The sequence below is a fragment of the Oscillibacter sp. KLE 1745 genome, assembly GCF_000469445.2.
Taxonomy (GTDB): domain Bacteria; phylum Bacillota; class Clostridia; order Oscillospirales; family Oscillospiraceae; genus Oscillibacter; species Oscillibacter welbionis.
This window is the reverse complement of sequence record NZ_KI271718.1, coordinates 22459-37003: the sequence shown is the minus strand read 5'-3', so window position 1 is coordinate 37003 and position 14545 is coordinate 22459. Positions and strand designations below refer to the sequence as shown.

Genomic DNA, 14545 nt, shown 5'->3' with positions numbered 1-14545 from the left:
CTTAATCCGTGGTTTTGGTGTACTTCATGACAACAATAGCACTAGACGTTTGGAAAGCTACATGAGAGCCAATATAGATGACATTGCCGGCACGGTAAATTTCGGTAACCCTGCTATCTCCAATCAAATTTACGCCAATCGGCGGAGCACTGTTTGGGGAAGAATTTCCAAAGAGTTCAAAACATATTCCCATATCTTCTACGCCGTGCTCCACAGATTTATTAGCATTGTTAGGCAATGCCCCAAAGTTTATCGCTTTGATATACACAGGCTTGCCGTTGTACCGCTCCACGGTGCGGTACTCGACTCCGACAGACAGTAACGGGTTCAGGTATTCCCAAGGGCCCCAGTTGCCATCATTGCAGAACCGCATAGCAATTTCGGAAGTAAGGGCCGCAAATGCGATTTGCGTGTAATATTGCAGGCTTGTATACGGCATGACCAGAACTTTTCCGCTCTTAAAGCTGGGAATATTCTGCACTGCTGACGAGAACGCATAGAATCCGCCTGATATGGCGTTGTTCAGATCGTTCCCAGGGATGGTAGCAGCGTTGCTCCCTAGTCCGTATTTTGTGGGGTTTATATTTTCTAACCCACGCACGCACTCCAACAGTGTCAGCGGGAAAATGTTCTTCCCATTCTGCTGCAGCTGCGCCGTGCTGCCCGCATTCGCAAACGTCGGTGCCGTCTTGGTGTACGTCCACTCCCGCGTCACGCTCACCACGCCGCTGCCGGGATTGGTGGAAGCCGTAATCTTGACGGTGCCCATTCCCGTGGGCAGGTCCACCACCGAAATCTTGTTTTCGGCTCCGTTGGTGGCCGTGAATGTCCGAGTGTTGACGCCGTTGATGGTCTCTGTAACTGTTAAAACGCTGGTCCCACTGGAGGACACCGAATACTGCACATCATTTGTGAGAGTGCCCAAACTGCCGTCAGACCCAGAAATCACCAGGGCAGAAAGAGGGACTACGGAAACAGATGTGCTCGTTGTATAATCGCCATATTTCCCGTTTGCGAGAGATTTGACGCGGTACTGAACGCTTGTCCAGGTGCCCACCGTTTCCTCAAAGCTCGTGTTTGCTCCGGAATACACCTGCACCCAGTCGGCGTCCGTGTTCGCTTTGCGCTCCAGGATGTAGCTGCTTGCTCCATCTACGGCAGACCAGCTCACCGTGATCTGCCGTCCCTGCATGACCTGAATCGGCACATTCAAAGCGGTAGGGGACGCCGGAACGCCAACGGTTCCATCATCCGAAACCAGGATGGTAGGGTCCATAATCATGGCGGGTAGAGCGCCATAAGAGGGGTTTACCGTAGTGCTGCCCAAGCTGCCATCGGGCAAGATGTAAAACTTCCCGTCTGTGCTCAAAGAAACTGGAGAGCGAAGCCACCAAGCAGCCGCGGCTCCATTCAGTTTAGCAATCCGCTTGCTATTGGCTTCCGTGTCAAGTCCACTCTTGAAGTAATCCAGCTTCGCGCCATCTGTGGGCATAATTCCGCTTGGGTCAGACAGGCCGACCTCATACCCGCCAAGCGGAAACAGCTTGCACTCCAAACCATTTTCTCCACTTTTGATGTTCCAGAAAGGTTCTCCATTTCCTGGATGGTATGGGATTTTCACTGTCTTGATGGCAGACTGGATGTGGCTTTCATACCTTCCCAGATACCCAGCCATCGTAGACATAATTGTGGAGCCTGCAAGTATGTTTGCATTGGTGCTGTTCCACTGGACGTTCTCCACAATGTCCTGCCGCAGCAACCACGCACCGTCACAGGCACTACCATACAGCCTTACATCCGGGTTCCCGATATGCACCACGATGTAGTTTACCGGGCTCCCGTTCTCGTCGATCTTGACGATGCTCCCCACCGCCACGCTGCCAAGTGTCTGCGCCATCAGTTACCACCTCCGTTGTAGGTTACTTGGATTTGAGCTGCCGTAAAGGTGGTGCCAATCAGATATAGGGCGTCGTTAACGGTGCGGTTTGCTGTGTTCCCAAAAAATATTGCCTCCGTCTCCGGCTTAAACAGCGTAGCCGTGCTGAGGGGCGTTCCAACCTGTGACGGCTCGTCTGCCCTTACAAGGTCGTATGTGTCTTTTTGACCGGAAACAGGAGTAAGTTTAACCCGCCCCGGATAAGTAGGGATTCTGTCTTGCATGTTGCCTCCTTACCATTCGCCAGCGTAAACGTCACCAGCGAACAACCACAGAAGATTGTTGCTGACCCATACCAACAAATCGTTGATATCGGTCAATATCCGCTCGATGTCATTTGCCTGCTCATAGGTGAGATGTTGTATGGTTTCAGGGCTTTCCGGCGGAGCCTGCCAACCGGAGGGATAAACGGGAATATTGGACATCATGGAGCGGATTGCCGCCACGTTGGAAAGGTAGCCCTCCAAATCCTGGCTAGTCGGGATATCATTGATAGTCCAGTCAGTCTTAGGAGTAATCACCATCGGAAATCCAAACCCGCCGAACAAATCAGCGATATATTTAATCGCTTCTCCAACTCTGTTCAGGTCCGTTGCGTTGTATGCTCCTTTCATTCCGGCAGACCATTCCGTTTTTTCGTCGGCGGTCATTCCAGCCCAGCCTTTATCATGCAGAGTACGCCAGCGAGTCACGTCGGATTGTGTGCGGTCTGTTATCAAAGTGTCGATAATACCCATACTAGCCTCCAAGGGATGCCACAGTCGCCACAACGGTATTTGACAGCTTGACTTCCATGCGACGGAGATTCCCGGCATTCGTGGCCCCCCAAGTTGTGGGAAGCGTCACACAATCGCCTAATAGCTCTCCTGTCCAAACGATCTTCGCATTGGTGGTAATCCGTTTTGCATAGTAGTCATAGACCCTCTGTGCCGTTGCTTGCCCAATATCCGGCGAAACCAGCGTGGCGTCCGCAACCTCAATAACATTTTGCTTATCGGTGGCAATTACATCCGGGTTAGTAATGGTGTAAACTGTTTTGGCATCGTCGTATTTGGCACCGTTGATCTCCACGCCTCCGTTTTCGGTCTGAGTATATACATGGGCGGTCACTCTAACCTCTGTCACAAGTGCGCTGGTATCCACGGTGACTCCGGTAAACGTGTAATCCTCTGTGATGGCTTCAGGAGTCCCCGGCAAATTAAATACTCGGATGCCGTCCCGCCCATCAGTTGACGCGCACACGCCCCACGCAAATAGCACCTGCTGTATAGCCGTTCGGATAGTCCCGGATGTAATAATTCCTGTCAAAGCCGTGTCCTCTACGTCCGAGTCATACTCGATGGAAAACTGTCCATTCACGATCTCTTCCAATAGAGATTTCGCAGATTTCGCATTATACACGCCGCCAGGGAATGGGCTGTCATCCAGCACTCCAAAAGCGTCCTGACAGTCGATTGTGTACAGGTTCTGCGCCTGTCTGGTGTGGCTGTCGATGTAGTACACGCCGATCAGTTTATCGTCGTTTCTGACCTCTACAGGCTGTTTGAGCTGGAACATAAAGTCCACGTCTTCCCGGCTGTCTAACGTCCAGTTCATTGTAGAGATGGGCATTTCCGTAGAAATCAGGCTCATTTCATTAATGATGGAAGCGGACCGTAACTCAGACATTCCGAAATAGCGGTAGACGCCGAAAATAATATGTTCCAGTTTTGCCCTGAGATTGGGCAAATTCGTGCTGTTCAGGGTAATAACCACTTTGTCATAGCTCTGCACTTTCTGATTACAGAAATATGTTGCTACATTGGGAGTGAAGTCCACGTCCGCCTTGAGAGCCTCCCCCTGATACCACTTGATATTGACAGACGGGCAATAGTTACCGGATGCCGTATCAAACGCCAATGTGATGCCAACCGATGAATATTGCTGGTCCATTTCAAGCGTGATGACTGGTTTGTGTGTAAAATCACAGTCGTCTCCGCTCGTTTCCACAGACCAGAATGCAACCTCTTGCGTATCTACGGTGACATATTCCCCAGTCAAGCCCCAGTGGTTCGGCTCACAAGTAATCGTCGGCTCCGGCGTAATACCGAACGGGAGTTTAGACGGAGAAGAAAACGACATGGCCTCCGTAGTGGAGACAGAAGCGTCCTCGTCCGCTCCCGGCGCTATGTCCTTGTAAAGTACAGTAGTAACACTCACGGAGTCACCTGCGCTTCCATGGGGACAAAACTAACTTCGATTTCGCCCCAATAGTTGATACCATTTTCCACCTTCTCCATGTCCTGCGAGGCGCTGGTGTAATAGGCTTCATACGAGATCGTGGTTTGCCCATCAGCAGCTTCCAACTGTACAGAGTCATCCACAGAATGTTCCACCAAGTAGTCCCAGAACTCGTCAAGGCCCTGGTAGTTGTCGCCCCGGCGAAACACTGTCAGTTGATGGCCGATATACGTTCCGATGATGTCCCGCACCATCCGGCCAGTCATTACACGACCCGCGTTCTCTCCGTCCAAAACGTTGAAGTTACGGTTATAGGCGGAAATAGCAACATCCGCGTCAAACTCTTTTCCATTCAGTTTGATGTAGCTCATGTCACACCCCCGCCAGATTTACCCCTATGCGCCGTGTCTCGGCTTTATTGAGTTCATAGACTACTTTGCCAAGCTGCTCACGGTCAAGCTGCAAGATCACTGTCTGCTGACCGCCATACCCTCGCCGATTCAAAACATTTTCCACTGCTTTTTCAATCGTGGATAGCGGTGCCTCAATGTTCGTCCCTTGTTTCTGATCGCCCAGCACTGCCAGAAACTCCCGATTAGGCGGAATAACCGCTCCTTGCGCAAGATACGGGATATTCGGGATTGTAAAGGGGCGGATTTCTTGCCCGCCAAACGTTCCCAGGAAAGGAATCGTGACTTTCGGAATCCTAATAACCAGATGTTCGTTGATCCAGTCAATAAACTTGTTTACAAGAGAGATTCCAATATTGAGTGCATCCTTGATTGTCTGCACAAATCCATCCCAAATATTAGAAAATGCTTCGGAAATGCTATCCCATGCGCTATCCCAATCGCCAGTAAACACGTTTACAATAAAATCAACAACCAATCCAAGTTGTTCAAGAATCCAGCTGGCAACATCAGCAATTTTCCCAATGACTTTCCCTAAAATCTCAATAATTGCCTGAAATGCCGCAGAAATCGGAGGTCCAAAGGTATTCACAAACCAATCCACAAGAGGCAAAATAAACTCGTTATAGATACGGAGCGCCCCTTCAATCAACTTCCCTACAAAGTTTAGGAAGTTGTCGAGTAACGGCTTCAAATGCAAAGTCCAAAGCTCAGTAAAGGTGTTGCCGAGAGTAGTCAGCACTGGTTTCAGAATGGTGTCCCAGATGTTTTTGAAAGTAGCCGTTGTGTTACTAATTGCGAGTTTGATCTGGTCGAAAATGGGTGCGCCCCATGTATTCCAGAATTTGATAATGCTGTCCCACACATCGTTCCAAATATCTTGAATGATCTGCATGGCCGGGGCAATCGCATCTTGCCATATCATGTCAAACACGGCCTTGACATTTTCAAAAAGCACATCTCCCACACTCAAAACCTGCGTCGCAATGTTAGTAAGCAGCGGGAGAATATCAACCGCCCACTTTGTCAGCGTAGGGAAAATTACGATGTTCCAAATATCGGAAAGCACCATTGCCGCAGAGTCCAGAAGCCCTCCGACAACATTCCCAGCCGTAAGAATAAACTGGTTCAAGAAGTCCATAAACTCATTATTGAACCAATCGTATAGAGGCGGCCCAAGAGACTTGATGTCATTCCACATATTCTGGAACACAGCAAACAAACGGTTTGCGCCAGCGGAAATATTAGCAAACGCTGCGTTAAAAGAGTCTTCCAGTGGCTTGAAAGCGTTTTTAAGACGTTCAATTAACGAAAGAATTTTGCTCTCCGCGGCACTCTCCACGATGTCATTAGAGGTAATGGTCTCAATTTTGGAAAGGCCGCCGCCAGCTGTTCCTCCCGCTCCGCCACCGGAGCCGCTTGCAGAATTTCCAGTCAGTTTGTTGATTTCATCAAACGAAGCTATACTCTTTTTCTGCTCCTTGTTAGTCTCTTTTGTCGCATCCGTCAATGCGTTCTGATTGTCAACTGCATCGCCAATGCCAGAAGAGACTCCACCAACATTTTCCTGCGTTTGCGTGATCTCTGTATTGGCTCCGCCGAAAATCGCAGTAATGGCCGCATTAAATGCGTTTGCCATATCTATCAAGGCGGATACGATACTGTTCAGGGTCTTAATCACTGGGAGCAACACTTGGATCAACGCCTGTCCAATAATGGACATAAACTGCTCCCACTGCATAGAGAGAATACGTGTCTGGTTCGCCCAGCTGTCTTGTGTCCGAATAAAGTCACCGGAGGCCAAAGACAGCTGATCCAAAACAAAGTTATAGCGCAGAGTCACCAGCTCCGCCTGAGACATTGCGGAAATACTTTTGGTGATGCCCTGAGACAGCGCAAACGCTTCTAGGTTTGCCTGGGTCATAACGATACCCAGGTCTTTTAATGTTTCCGTTTCACCCGTAAAGACGGATTTCAGCTTAATGTCCGCCAGCTCCTGAGAGATGTTGTAGAAAGATGCCACATCACCTGTAAGGCCGGTGAGTGTCAAGGACATCTCTGCCGCCTCTGCTTGCGACAAGCCCATATTGCTTGCCATTGCCATATATGTAGAGGCGGTACGCTTGGCCGCAAGCTCGCTCATGCCGAAGTTGGTGATGGCGTTTTGGGCAAACTCGTCAACGGCGCTGGACATATCGCCAAAGGCCACGTCGACAACATTCTGGACTTCCGCAACATCGCTTCCAAGCTGGATAGCCTGTTTGGAAAAGTCGATAATTTTATCAACAGCAAAGGCCGTTGCAGCCAACTTTGCCAGCTTTGTCAACGCACTTGTCGCCTGTTGTGTGTTTGCTCGAACATCAATGATAATAGAGCCATCTGCTGCCGCCATGTTCTCACCTCCCTAGCAGTTTTTTCAGAAGTTCGTCCTCTTCTTCCGTGTAATGCCGCTTTAGATCAACTTTTGAGCGGTTCTGGTTGTAAAATTCCTTTTCCCACTTTTCGAGTTTTTTGTGTTTCCGGAGCTTGTCACGGATGGAAACAACGGCGGAAAGCTGCCCTTCCCCAATGCCCATAAAGTAAGAAACAAAGGTCCACCAATGGCAGAAAGAATCCGATCTAACATCATGCCCGGCCACCTTGATAATGTCGGCGGCGATCATTTGGTAGTCCTGCTCCCAGTCGATCAGTTTTGGCCGTTTTTTATCCTCCCGTTCTTCTCCGCAGGCGATAAACCAAAGCAGCTTTTCAAGCGCTTCTTGATAATCACTTTCCGGCATTTCTTCAAATTGGGGATAAAACAGGGCCAAGCACACATAGACCTTAACAAACTCGTTTTCGCCGCCGTTAAGTCTGGAAATGATGTTCAGGATATCCCGGTAATCGGCGTTGATTGCATATTCTTTTCCACCAACTTCAAGATTGACCGGGAGTGTCCATCTCATTTATTTCTTGCCTCCTGCACGGCTTTCTGAGCCTCCATCTTTGCATAGGTCTTCACGCCATCTTCAACGATGGGGAACATAGCATCCAAGAAATTTGTAATGACCAACTCCCCGTTACTGGCAACAGCCATTACATTCGCACCGCTCAAGATGCTATCAAAGTCATTTTCCCCGCCGAACACATGGGAGAGAGACTTTTTTACGCGGGCGTCATACTCGGCCAGCAGGTCAATGGCATCCTCTCCGGTCTCCGCGGATTTTGAACGTTCGTTATAATCCTTTTGGATTTGCTCAATTTCCATGCGCAGGTCTTTGAACCGCTTGTACAGATTTGGGTCAGATGGGTTAAACCGCAAAATGCCGCTTTCATTGATCTGATAGGTTTTAATGCCCGTATCAAATGTGATCTTCTGCATAATTCCTCCAAAAAGGGGGCACAGCACTATTCCTTTGTACTGTGCCCTTTCTTGTCTTTAGGCCGCTCCGTCTGCTTTAAAGGTTACAGTTCCTGCGCTATTGCTGACGGTCCCAAGCGTTCTGGTGCCGCCGTATGTAATGTCGCAAGAAATTTCCAGGTTTCCGCCGCCAGCGCCACCAATTCGCGTTACAGACACGGATGCGCCGCTGTACCGCTCCGCAAAATTGGACTCGCCAGATGTTGCGTAGTAGTGGCCGATCAGCATATCTTGATTTGCCAGAGCCTGTGCGTCCTGGTCCTTGATTGCCAAATTCCACAGTTTCACCGCCGCTACGTCCCCTGCATCCAGAGGGATAGGGTCGAAGCTCTGTGTGATGACGGGCTTTGTGAGTGTGGTCCAGGTGTTACCGAAAATGTCCTTGATAGACTCCTCGGACCAGTCCATTTCCTCATCAGACTCCTCAACGCGCTTTCCAATGGCGGACCATACAGGTTCCTCCGGTGTTCCAGTATTCAGATATGCAATCAGCAGTTCACGGGCAATCGTGCGCCCTTCTGTGGTGTTAAACTCCAAATCTGCCAAAGTATTCACTCCTTTCAGACATTGACCTCATAGGCCAGTCTCATTAAAATTTGATAGTCCTCATAGCCGTCTCCATAAGCCGCGAACTTAGAGGATTGTGTGGTCGGCTCAACCCTCAGAGCGTTAATGCCATTTCCTAAATTGGGGTGTTGAGTTCTTGCCCAGTCTCCGAAATGGTTCAGCATTTCGTCTGCTTGGAGCCGTTTGTCATTACTGGTTCCCGGCTTTATCCGGTAGATGATTTTGAATTGGTATTCTGCTTGATACCCACCGATGATATATTGCTGGGTGATGTACGTTCCTTGGATAGTAGACAGAGCCATGGCCGCATCATCTCCGGCGGCATCATCGATGTCCAGGAACTCATACTTGATAACTGTCACAGGCTTGTCCGGAAAAGTATTGGCCCACACCAGCATAGAGCGTGAAATGCGGTCAACCTCCTCCGAAGATGCCAAAATCCTCTGCTTTTTATCCTCGAAAATATCGCTTCACCGCCTTTCCAAAAACTCGCTCCCACTTGTCCTTGTTTTCCGCCTTGCTTGCCTCAAACCAGTGCGATTGCGCCTGTGAGTGCATTGCCTTGTTGAAAACCAGGTCTTTGTCGGTGAGAACTTTTGTCGCTCCGTAAGATGCATAACTGCTGCCTGTTGCCGGGTCTATCATCAATTTGCCGTAGTATAAATAGCGAGATTGTGGGCCGGGATAGATAATCCTGGATTCCTCTACTTTTGTTCTTCGGTCGAGATTGCCCGTTAAGGCCGGAACGTATGGAGATGTATCCTTTTGTGCTTGGATAGCCATCGCATAAACAGCCTTTTTGCTTGCTGCTTCCAAATGCCCCGTCACAGTTGGAACAATATTGGAGCTGACATCAAAGCTAAACATCAGTTCCCACCAACTTCCCAATGAGACATCTCTCCGCCGAAGTCCTTGAAATCCACAGTGTTGACATTGTAGACATCATCATATGCGGCATCGATCTTCTGAGCAGACCAATTAGGGTGGACGGCCTCTCCTTTTACAAAGAAGGTGTTTTCTCCAGTGGAAAGCGTCCAAAGCCCGCTCTTGTCCTCTGCCCGCCAAAATTCAATAGGCCCTACATACTGCTTTGGCTCACCAGTCATCCCGTCTACGGCTTCAACGCTGGTCGGAATATAGAGGTTGACTGCATCCGCTCCAACCAAACCGCTTTCGTTAACGTTTTTAGCCTTGACAGCATCCAGCAGAACTCCTCGCAGAATGGTAATATGATTTGTAGTTGTTTCCTCAAAAGTGCTAGGGTCCTCTTCTGTCACCACGTTATAGAGCGTCACAACATGGGGGAACACAGCCGCACCTCCTTCCGCGATACAGGAGGCCCGTACTGGACAAATACTGCGCCGCAACAGATGCAAGAGAGGCTTGTGCTGCCTGTGCCGCTATCGTGGCCTGCTGTGCGCTCTCGCCTCCGCTCCGGTATGTCTTGGACCAGCTTCCAACGCTCTGGCTTTGCAGTTCTCCGCCCTCTCCGACGTTTGCGGAGTTGTGGAGAGCGTTCAGGGCTGCTTTGCTGGCAAGGTCGATGCTCTGGTACTGCTCTGCAACAGCACAGCAGGCCATTTTCAAGGCATCCAGTTCCTGATTTTTGCCTGCCCGGCCCTGCGTGTAATAGTCCAAAAAGCTGCTTGCACGCAAGGCGAGGCGCGGGAAGTCGGTCTCCTGAATGGCGGTGCCCAGGTATGTATTTTTGTAATACTGATAATCTGCGTAAGCCATCAGGAGGCCTCCTTACTTCTTTAAGCGGGCTTTCGTCTTGGCCTGCGGTTCAAACGTCGCTCCAGTAAAGCTAAATTTCACCACACTGGAATCATCAACAAGCACTTCAAAGGTATCGTCTTTGGTTACTCGGAATATGATGTCGGCATCAAACGGGATGTTTTGCTTTGTGGGAGAGCCATTTTTCTTGAAGGTCATTTTTGACCCGGTTTTGGTCAGATGGAACGGGAAATAATACCCGCTCTGCTCCTCCGGGGTGCTGCTGAACTCTGTATAATCAGAAACATAATGAAATGTGCCCGTTACAGCGCCGTTCGCATAAACTTTCAGGTCATCACCCACAAGATCGGAAACCTGTTTCCCCAATAGGGTCTGACCGCTGGGGAATAGCGTTAGGGTGTCAGACCCAATTAACCCCCCGCCGGTGCGTAGACAGCAAAAGGGAAAGCCTTCGTGTTCCCGACGTTGTAAGCATTGATAGGATTGGGAATCTCCCAGCCCAGCCGCATGACGGCACGCAGGGCCACCATGTCGTTCTGCATCAGGTTATACAGGATATTCCCGGTAGTGGGGTCCTGTACCACACCGCTGTCAAAAATTTTGAAAGTCATGTCCTGCCGAATAGCGTAGACCAGCTGGCTCCAGTCGCCCACGATGGCAAGAGATTCCTCCGGATCATACGCGCCGTTCACGGGGAAGTACATGCTCATGCCGTCCAGCGCATAGCGGGTATCGCCCTGCATGTCGGTCTTGAAGATGGGCTGACCGTTCTTGTCCACCAGCCCCCGCAGCTTGGCCCGCATCTGGATAGCAGCCATCACGCCGTTGGGGATATAGCCGCTCTCTTCCACCTTGGCAATCACGCCGCCCTCGCCCATAATGTCTTTGAAAATGTCGTTTGTGGCCGTAACGACAGCGCCTGCGGTGGTGGCCGAAGGGACAAGGCCATCACGCCAAGAGGTGGGTTTGTCCGTGCCGTACAGAATAGCGGCGTCGATAACCTTGCCAAATGCCTCCTGAAGGCGGGGGCGCACTTCACCCCAAATGTCGTAATCGCTATCATCCAACACGGCCTCGGGGATAGGCACGATAACAGCGATCTCCTCGGCGTAGATTTTCTTCTTGTCCCACGCCATATTCGTGGTTTTTTTCAGAGATGCCTTGGAGTCGGACGCGCCAGTGGTCGCTTCGCCGTTGACGAAGTAGGCAGTGGGCAGAGCATCCAGCACATTGAGGGTTTGCGTCTTACTAGTCATGTTGGGCAGCCGACGGGCCATCCGCAGCACAGCGGATTCCGTTACGGCACCCTGGATAATCTCACGAGTAATAGGTTCCGGGATAAGCCCGGAAAGTTTGCTTCTGTCGATAATATCAACAGCCATTTAGGTTCTCCTTTCATTTCAGTGCGCCCCGAATCAGGGCATTCATTATGTCGTTTTCTCCTGTTTTGGGCTTTCCGCCGCCCACAGGAGCAGTCCAATCAAACGTCGTTTTTTTGCGGTCAGTGGTTAGCTCGTCCACGGCCTGTTCGAAGGTTTTCTTATCGTCCACCATCTTCCCGGCCTTGAAGGCGATAAACTCTGCCTCCTCGCCGGTCAGGCCCTTTTGGGCCAGGTACAGGTCCCGCTTCAGCCGGTCCCGCTCTGCCTCCGCGGCAGTCAGCTTCCCGGCCAGCGTGTCCCGCTCCCCGGTCAGCGTGTCCCAGCGGTCCTTTTCACCGACCTGTCCGTCCTTCCAGGTCCGGTAGGCGGTCAGTTCCTCCTCGCTGGGCATACCCTTCATGGCTTTTGCAAGCCGCTTGCCGATCATGGCATCCACTTCCGCCTGGGTGAAGGTTTTCTCAGGCGTGGGCTCCGGCGCAGGGGCCGGGGTAGGGGTAGGGGTAGGGTTATTGATAGGTTCGCTCATGGTATTACCTCCGTTTATTATCAGGGCCGTCGCCCTGCGGTTTTACGCCTCTCGGCATGGTTGAATAAATAAAAAGGGGCCAACCTGTAAGAAATCCTTACAAGTTGACCCCGTTCAGTCCTTCCGCCTCAACGCTTAGAGGCGGGAGCAATATTTAGTTATTATTCAATTCTTGATATAGCCGTTCCAATTCATCCTCTGTTTTCTCTCGTAGAACAGCATCGCCTTTAAGATGAATACCACATCGATCACAATACATTTCGTTTTCTGTATAGGGCATGTCTGATCCACCAACAAAAGTTGTTCTATACCCCAAAAGTCCACCGCATTTATGACATATATAATTATTCACAGCTTTATTTCCTCCCGTTTAATATGTATGATTTTAACACCATCTTTTACGGGAATCAACTCAACGCGGTTGCCTTTTGATAGAAGTGCTTCGATTACGCATTTCGCCTTATCATCCAATAATATCGATGCGTTCAATTTCGTCCTCCGTAAATCCGATCAGCAAACCGTTTTCATTCTCCACATCGAACTCCAGAAACTCATTTCCATCATCGTCAAAGTCGTAATCATACCCATAGAGCTCCCCAACCGTCATGCGCCCGCTTGTGGAAAAAACTTTAATTTTCTTTCCGAAGTAAATCTCAGGATTTTCAATTATCATTTTTTCCACCTTCCCGAAAATGGAACGCCATGAGTTCCGCTTTTGCTATAATGGATTTTGATGCATCTTGCAATTATTATATCACCGTTTCTATTGATTGTATATCCAATCTCTCTCCCGGCGTCAATAATTTCTGTATTTTTCCACTTTGTAAAGTCATCTGTAAAATTGATTTTCCCGCTGCCTGCCTTTTCGTTTATGATCGCTTGCAGCTCCTCCACAGAAACTGTTATTACACTTCTGCCCGTTATAGCCGTACCAGCCATATGCCGCGCTTGCTTCTCTGGATTGATTGCCAGCGGATACTCACCGCTTCGGATTGTCTGCCTGATTGGGGCTTCCGCATCCCGCTGTATTTTGAGAGTGGAAGCCCTTTGCTCAGATACAGCATCCGTATAGGTAACTTTCATCCGCTCCCGCTGCAACGGCAGTCCTGCCGCCTCGCTGAATGCCTTATACTCCTTGTTCAGCCGCCGGATACGGGCTGTTACGGCTTGGGCGTCCTCTTCCAGTCCAGCGGCCTTATATGCGGTTTGTTCCCGCTTCAGCTTGCGGACGGTGCGTTCTATTTGGCGTTGCTTTTGAGTGGCCGTATATCCATCGTACTGCCTGCCTTCAAAAGATATCTCCCGATTTTTCCCTTTCATCGCGTTCAGATCAGAGCTTGAATAGGTCGGCTCCATGACACCCTCAACAAACGGATAAAAGTGGTGGCGGCAGTTCCATCCGCCCAGACCGGGTCCGGTACCATAGCCCGTAGAAGCGATAAAATCAGGATATCTCCCGCTGGATTGCTTCGGTTTTTTGCTCCATCGGTAAATCTTCCCTTGCCAGTTCTCGTGATTTTCCGGCCCGGTTCCGGTGTTCCGCGCCCCGATATGAGCAGAGACCTCAACCAGATCAGTTTCCAAATAATCCATGCCTTGCTCCGAATACTGTTGGCAAAGCTGATTGATACCAGTCATAATAGCGCGGCGGACTGCAACATCAATTTGGTCCATGTGGCCGCTTTCATATTCCGCTGTCTTGATGCCGCTATCTGCAAGCTGTTTCACGGCACCTTTAATAGCCTGATCGTAACCGATTGCTCCACTCTGTATCTGCAGCACGGCATTATCAAGTGCCCATTGGTAAGCACTTGCAGGCCGAAGCATCGTTCGGCCATTGTCGAGCAAAAACGCCATAGACTGTGTAAGATTGCGAAATGTGTCAAGTGTCTGCTTTCTGATGGCATCAAAATCGGAGGCGCTTAACATCGTCTTGGGGGCTGTCACATCTGATCGATTAATCAGGTAGGTGTAATACTTCTGGTTCCGCTCTACAACATCGTCAAATAGCTTATTCAGCTCTTTCTCGCCAATATTGGTCGTTCTTTTGATTGCTTGCTCAATCTCATGTTGACTGATACCGTGAGACCGGAGTGCTTGGATGTCCAACACCGTTACTTCGTTTAGCTCCCCTGATACTTTGAGCCTAGAACAAATTTCCTCTAGTAGCGTGTTTTCAAGATTGCGGTACAGCTCTGCTAGCTCCTCCGGGAGGGCGTCGAGAATCTCAGGAGTAAAGGGTAGGACTTCATGGTCCGACCACCCCCTCCAGCAGCTTCACCCAAAGCGCATATTTCAGGTAAAATCCGGCCACGGCAAGGAGGAAAGCAATGATGGCTCCCGCAACTATGTATTTCCAGCCATTCA

General features: G+C 50.0%; 18 protein-coding genes. All 18 read right to left on the bottom strand.

What is annotated here, in order from left to right; translation table 11 throughout:
- Position 1: 1 nt before the first annotated feature.
- Positions 2-1897, bottom strand: a complete 1896-nt coding sequence (locus tag HMPREF1546_RS07415; protein ID WP_021747436.1) for a DUF6273 domain-containing protein — start codon at positions 1895-1897, stop codon at positions 2-4.
- Positions 1897-2160, bottom strand: coding sequence for a hypothetical protein (locus HMPREF1546_RS07410; RefSeq protein ID WP_021747435.1), 264 nt, complete (start codon positions 2158-2160; stop codon positions 1897-1899). The genes HMPREF1546_RS07415 and HMPREF1546_RS07410 overlap by 1 nt, the downstream gene beginning before the upstream one ends.
- 9 nt (positions 2161-2169) lie before the next feature.
- Positions 2170-2673 (bottom strand): hypothetical protein, encoded by a 504-nt coding sequence (locus HMPREF1546_RS07405; RefSeq protein WP_021747434.1) that lies wholly within the window; start codon positions 2671-2673, stop codon positions 2170-2172.
- A 1-nt stretch (position 2674) separates the two neighbouring features.
- Complete coding sequence (locus tag HMPREF1546_RS07400; protein ID WP_021747433.1) at positions 2675-4135, bottom strand: hypothetical protein; 1461 nt, start codon at positions 4133-4135, stop codon at positions 2675-2677.
- Positions 4132-4527 carry a hypothetical protein gene (locus tag HMPREF1546_RS07395; protein ID WP_021747432.1) on the bottom strand — a complete coding sequence of 132 codons (396 nt, stop codon included), beginning with the start codon at positions 4525-4527 and terminating at the stop codon, positions 4132-4134. The genes HMPREF1546_RS07400 and HMPREF1546_RS07395 overlap by 4 nt, the downstream gene beginning before the upstream one ends.
- 1 nt (position 4528) lies before the next feature.
- Complete coding sequence (locus tag HMPREF1546_RS07390) at positions 4529-6958, bottom strand: hypothetical protein (RefSeq protein WP_021747431.1); 2430 nt, start codon at positions 6956-6958, stop codon at positions 4529-4531.
- Positions 6959-6962: 4 nt separating this feature from the next.
- A complete protein-coding gene (locus tag HMPREF1546_RS07385; RefSeq protein ID WP_021747430.1) occupies positions 6963-7511 on the bottom strand; it encodes a Gp15 family bacteriophage protein in 549 nt (182 codons plus the stop codon).
- Positions 7508-7927 (bottom strand): hypothetical protein, encoded by a 420-nt coding sequence (locus tag HMPREF1546_RS07380; protein ID WP_021747429.1) that lies wholly within the window; start codon positions 7925-7927, stop codon positions 7508-7510. Before HMPREF1546_RS07380 ends, HMPREF1546_RS07385 begins: the two co-directional genes overlap by 4 nt.
- A gap of 57 nt (positions 7928-7984) precedes the next feature.
- The gene (locus HMPREF1546_RS07375) at positions 7985-8512 is read right to left on the bottom strand and encodes a hypothetical protein (RefSeq protein ID WP_036629241.1); all 528 of its coding nucleotides are present in this window, start codon (positions 8510-8512) and stop codon (positions 7985-7987) included.
- A 14-nt stretch (positions 8513-8526) separates the two neighbouring features.
- Positions 8527-8970 carry a hypothetical protein gene (locus HMPREF1546_RS07370; protein ID WP_147629913.1) on the bottom strand — a complete coding sequence of 148 codons (444 nt, stop codon included), beginning with the start codon at positions 8968-8970 and terminating at the stop codon, positions 8527-8529.
- 13 nt (positions 8971-8983) lie between these two features.
- A complete protein-coding gene (locus HMPREF1546_RS07365) occupies positions 8984-9400 on the bottom strand; it encodes a minor capsid protein (RefSeq protein ID WP_021747426.1) in 417 nt (138 codons plus the stop codon).
- Positions 9400-9843, bottom strand: coding sequence for a hypothetical protein (locus HMPREF1546_RS07360; protein ID WP_036629240.1), 444 nt, complete (start codon positions 9841-9843; stop codon positions 9400-9402). Before HMPREF1546_RS07360 ends, HMPREF1546_RS07365 begins: the two co-directional genes overlap by 1 nt.
- Positions 9815-10270 (bottom strand): hypothetical protein, encoded by a 456-nt coding sequence (locus HMPREF1546_RS07355; protein WP_021747424.1) that lies wholly within the window; start codon positions 10268-10270, stop codon positions 9815-9817. The genes HMPREF1546_RS07360 and HMPREF1546_RS07355 overlap by 29 nt, the downstream gene beginning before the upstream one ends.
- A 12-nt stretch (positions 10271-10282) precedes the next feature.
- Positions 10283-10612 (bottom strand): hypothetical protein, encoded by a 330-nt coding sequence (locus HMPREF1546_RS07350; protein WP_036629239.1) that lies wholly within the window; start codon positions 10610-10612, stop codon positions 10283-10285.
- A 68-nt stretch (positions 10613-10680) separates the two neighbouring features.
- A complete protein-coding gene (locus tag HMPREF1546_RS07345; RefSeq protein WP_021747422.1) occupies positions 10681-11652 on the bottom strand; it encodes a phage major capsid protein in 972 nt (323 codons plus the stop codon).
- 13 nt (positions 11653-11665) lie between these two features.
- The gene (locus HMPREF1546_RS07340; RefSeq protein ID WP_021747421.1) at positions 11666-12178 is read right to left on the bottom strand and encodes a hypothetical protein; all 513 of its coding nucleotides are present in this window, start codon (positions 12176-12178) and stop codon (positions 11666-11668) included.
- A 463-nt stretch (positions 12179-12641) separates the two neighbouring features.
- Positions 12642-12851 (bottom strand): hypothetical protein, encoded by a 210-nt coding sequence (locus HMPREF1546_RS07335; RefSeq protein ID WP_021747419.1) that lies wholly within the window; start codon positions 12849-12851, stop codon positions 12642-12644.
- Positions 12848-14404 (bottom strand): phage minor capsid protein, encoded by a 1557-nt coding sequence (locus tag HMPREF1546_RS07330; RefSeq protein WP_301546118.1) that lies wholly within the window; start codon positions 14402-14404, stop codon positions 12848-12850. The genes HMPREF1546_RS07335 and HMPREF1546_RS07330 overlap by 4 nt, the downstream gene beginning before the upstream one ends.
- Positions 14405-14545: the final 141 nt, after the last annotated feature.

What these genes read in the sequence shown, in the direction of transcription:
- HMPREF1546_RS07380 (WP_021747429.1), bottom strand. Translation starts at nt 7,927, where the DNA reads ATGCAGAAGATCACATTTGATACGGGCATTAAAACCTATCAGATCAAT.
- HMPREF1546_RS07335 (WP_021747419.1), bottom strand. Translation starts at nt 12,851, where the DNA reads ATGATAATTGAAAATCCTGAGATTTACTTCGGAAAGAAAATTAAAGTT.
- HMPREF1546_RS07390 (WP_021747431.1), bottom strand. Translation starts at nt 6,958, where the DNA reads ATGGCGGCAGCAGATGGCTCTATTATCATTGATGTTCGAGCAAACACA.
- HMPREF1546_RS07355 (WP_021747424.1), bottom strand. Translation starts at nt 10,270, where the DNA reads ATGGCTTACGCAGATTATCAGTATTACAAAAATACATACCTGGGCACC.
- HMPREF1546_RS07385 (WP_021747430.1), bottom strand. Translation starts at nt 7,511, where the DNA reads ATGAGATGGACACTCCCGGTCAATCTTGAAGTTGGTGGAAAAGAATAT.
- HMPREF1546_RS07395 (WP_021747432.1), bottom strand. Translation starts at nt 4,527, where the DNA reads ATGAGCTACATCAAACTGAATGGAAAAGAGTTTGACGCGGATGTTGCT.
- HMPREF1546_RS07345 (WP_021747422.1), bottom strand. Translation starts at nt 11,652, where the DNA reads ATGGCTGTTGATATTATCGACAGAAGCAAACTTTCCGGGCTTATCCCG.
- HMPREF1546_RS07365 (WP_021747426.1), bottom strand. Translation starts at nt 9,400, where the DNA reads ATGTTTAGCTTTGATGTCAGCTCCAATATTGTTCCAACTGTGACGGGG.
- HMPREF1546_RS07415 (WP_021747436.1), bottom strand. Translation starts at nt 1,897, where the DNA reads ATGGCGCAGACACTTGGCAGCGTGGCGGTGGGGAGCATCGTCAAGATC.
- HMPREF1546_RS07405 (WP_021747434.1), bottom strand. Translation starts at nt 2,673, where the DNA reads ATGGGTATTATCGACACTTTGATAACAGACCGCACACAATCCGACGTG.
- HMPREF1546_RS07410 (WP_021747435.1), bottom strand. Translation starts at nt 2,160, where the DNA reads ATGCAAGACAGAATCCCTACTTATCCGGGGCGGGTTAAACTTACTCCT.
- HMPREF1546_RS07340 (WP_021747421.1), bottom strand. Translation starts at nt 12,178, where the DNA reads ATGAGCGAACCTATCAATAACCCTACCCCTACCCCTACCCCGGCCCCT.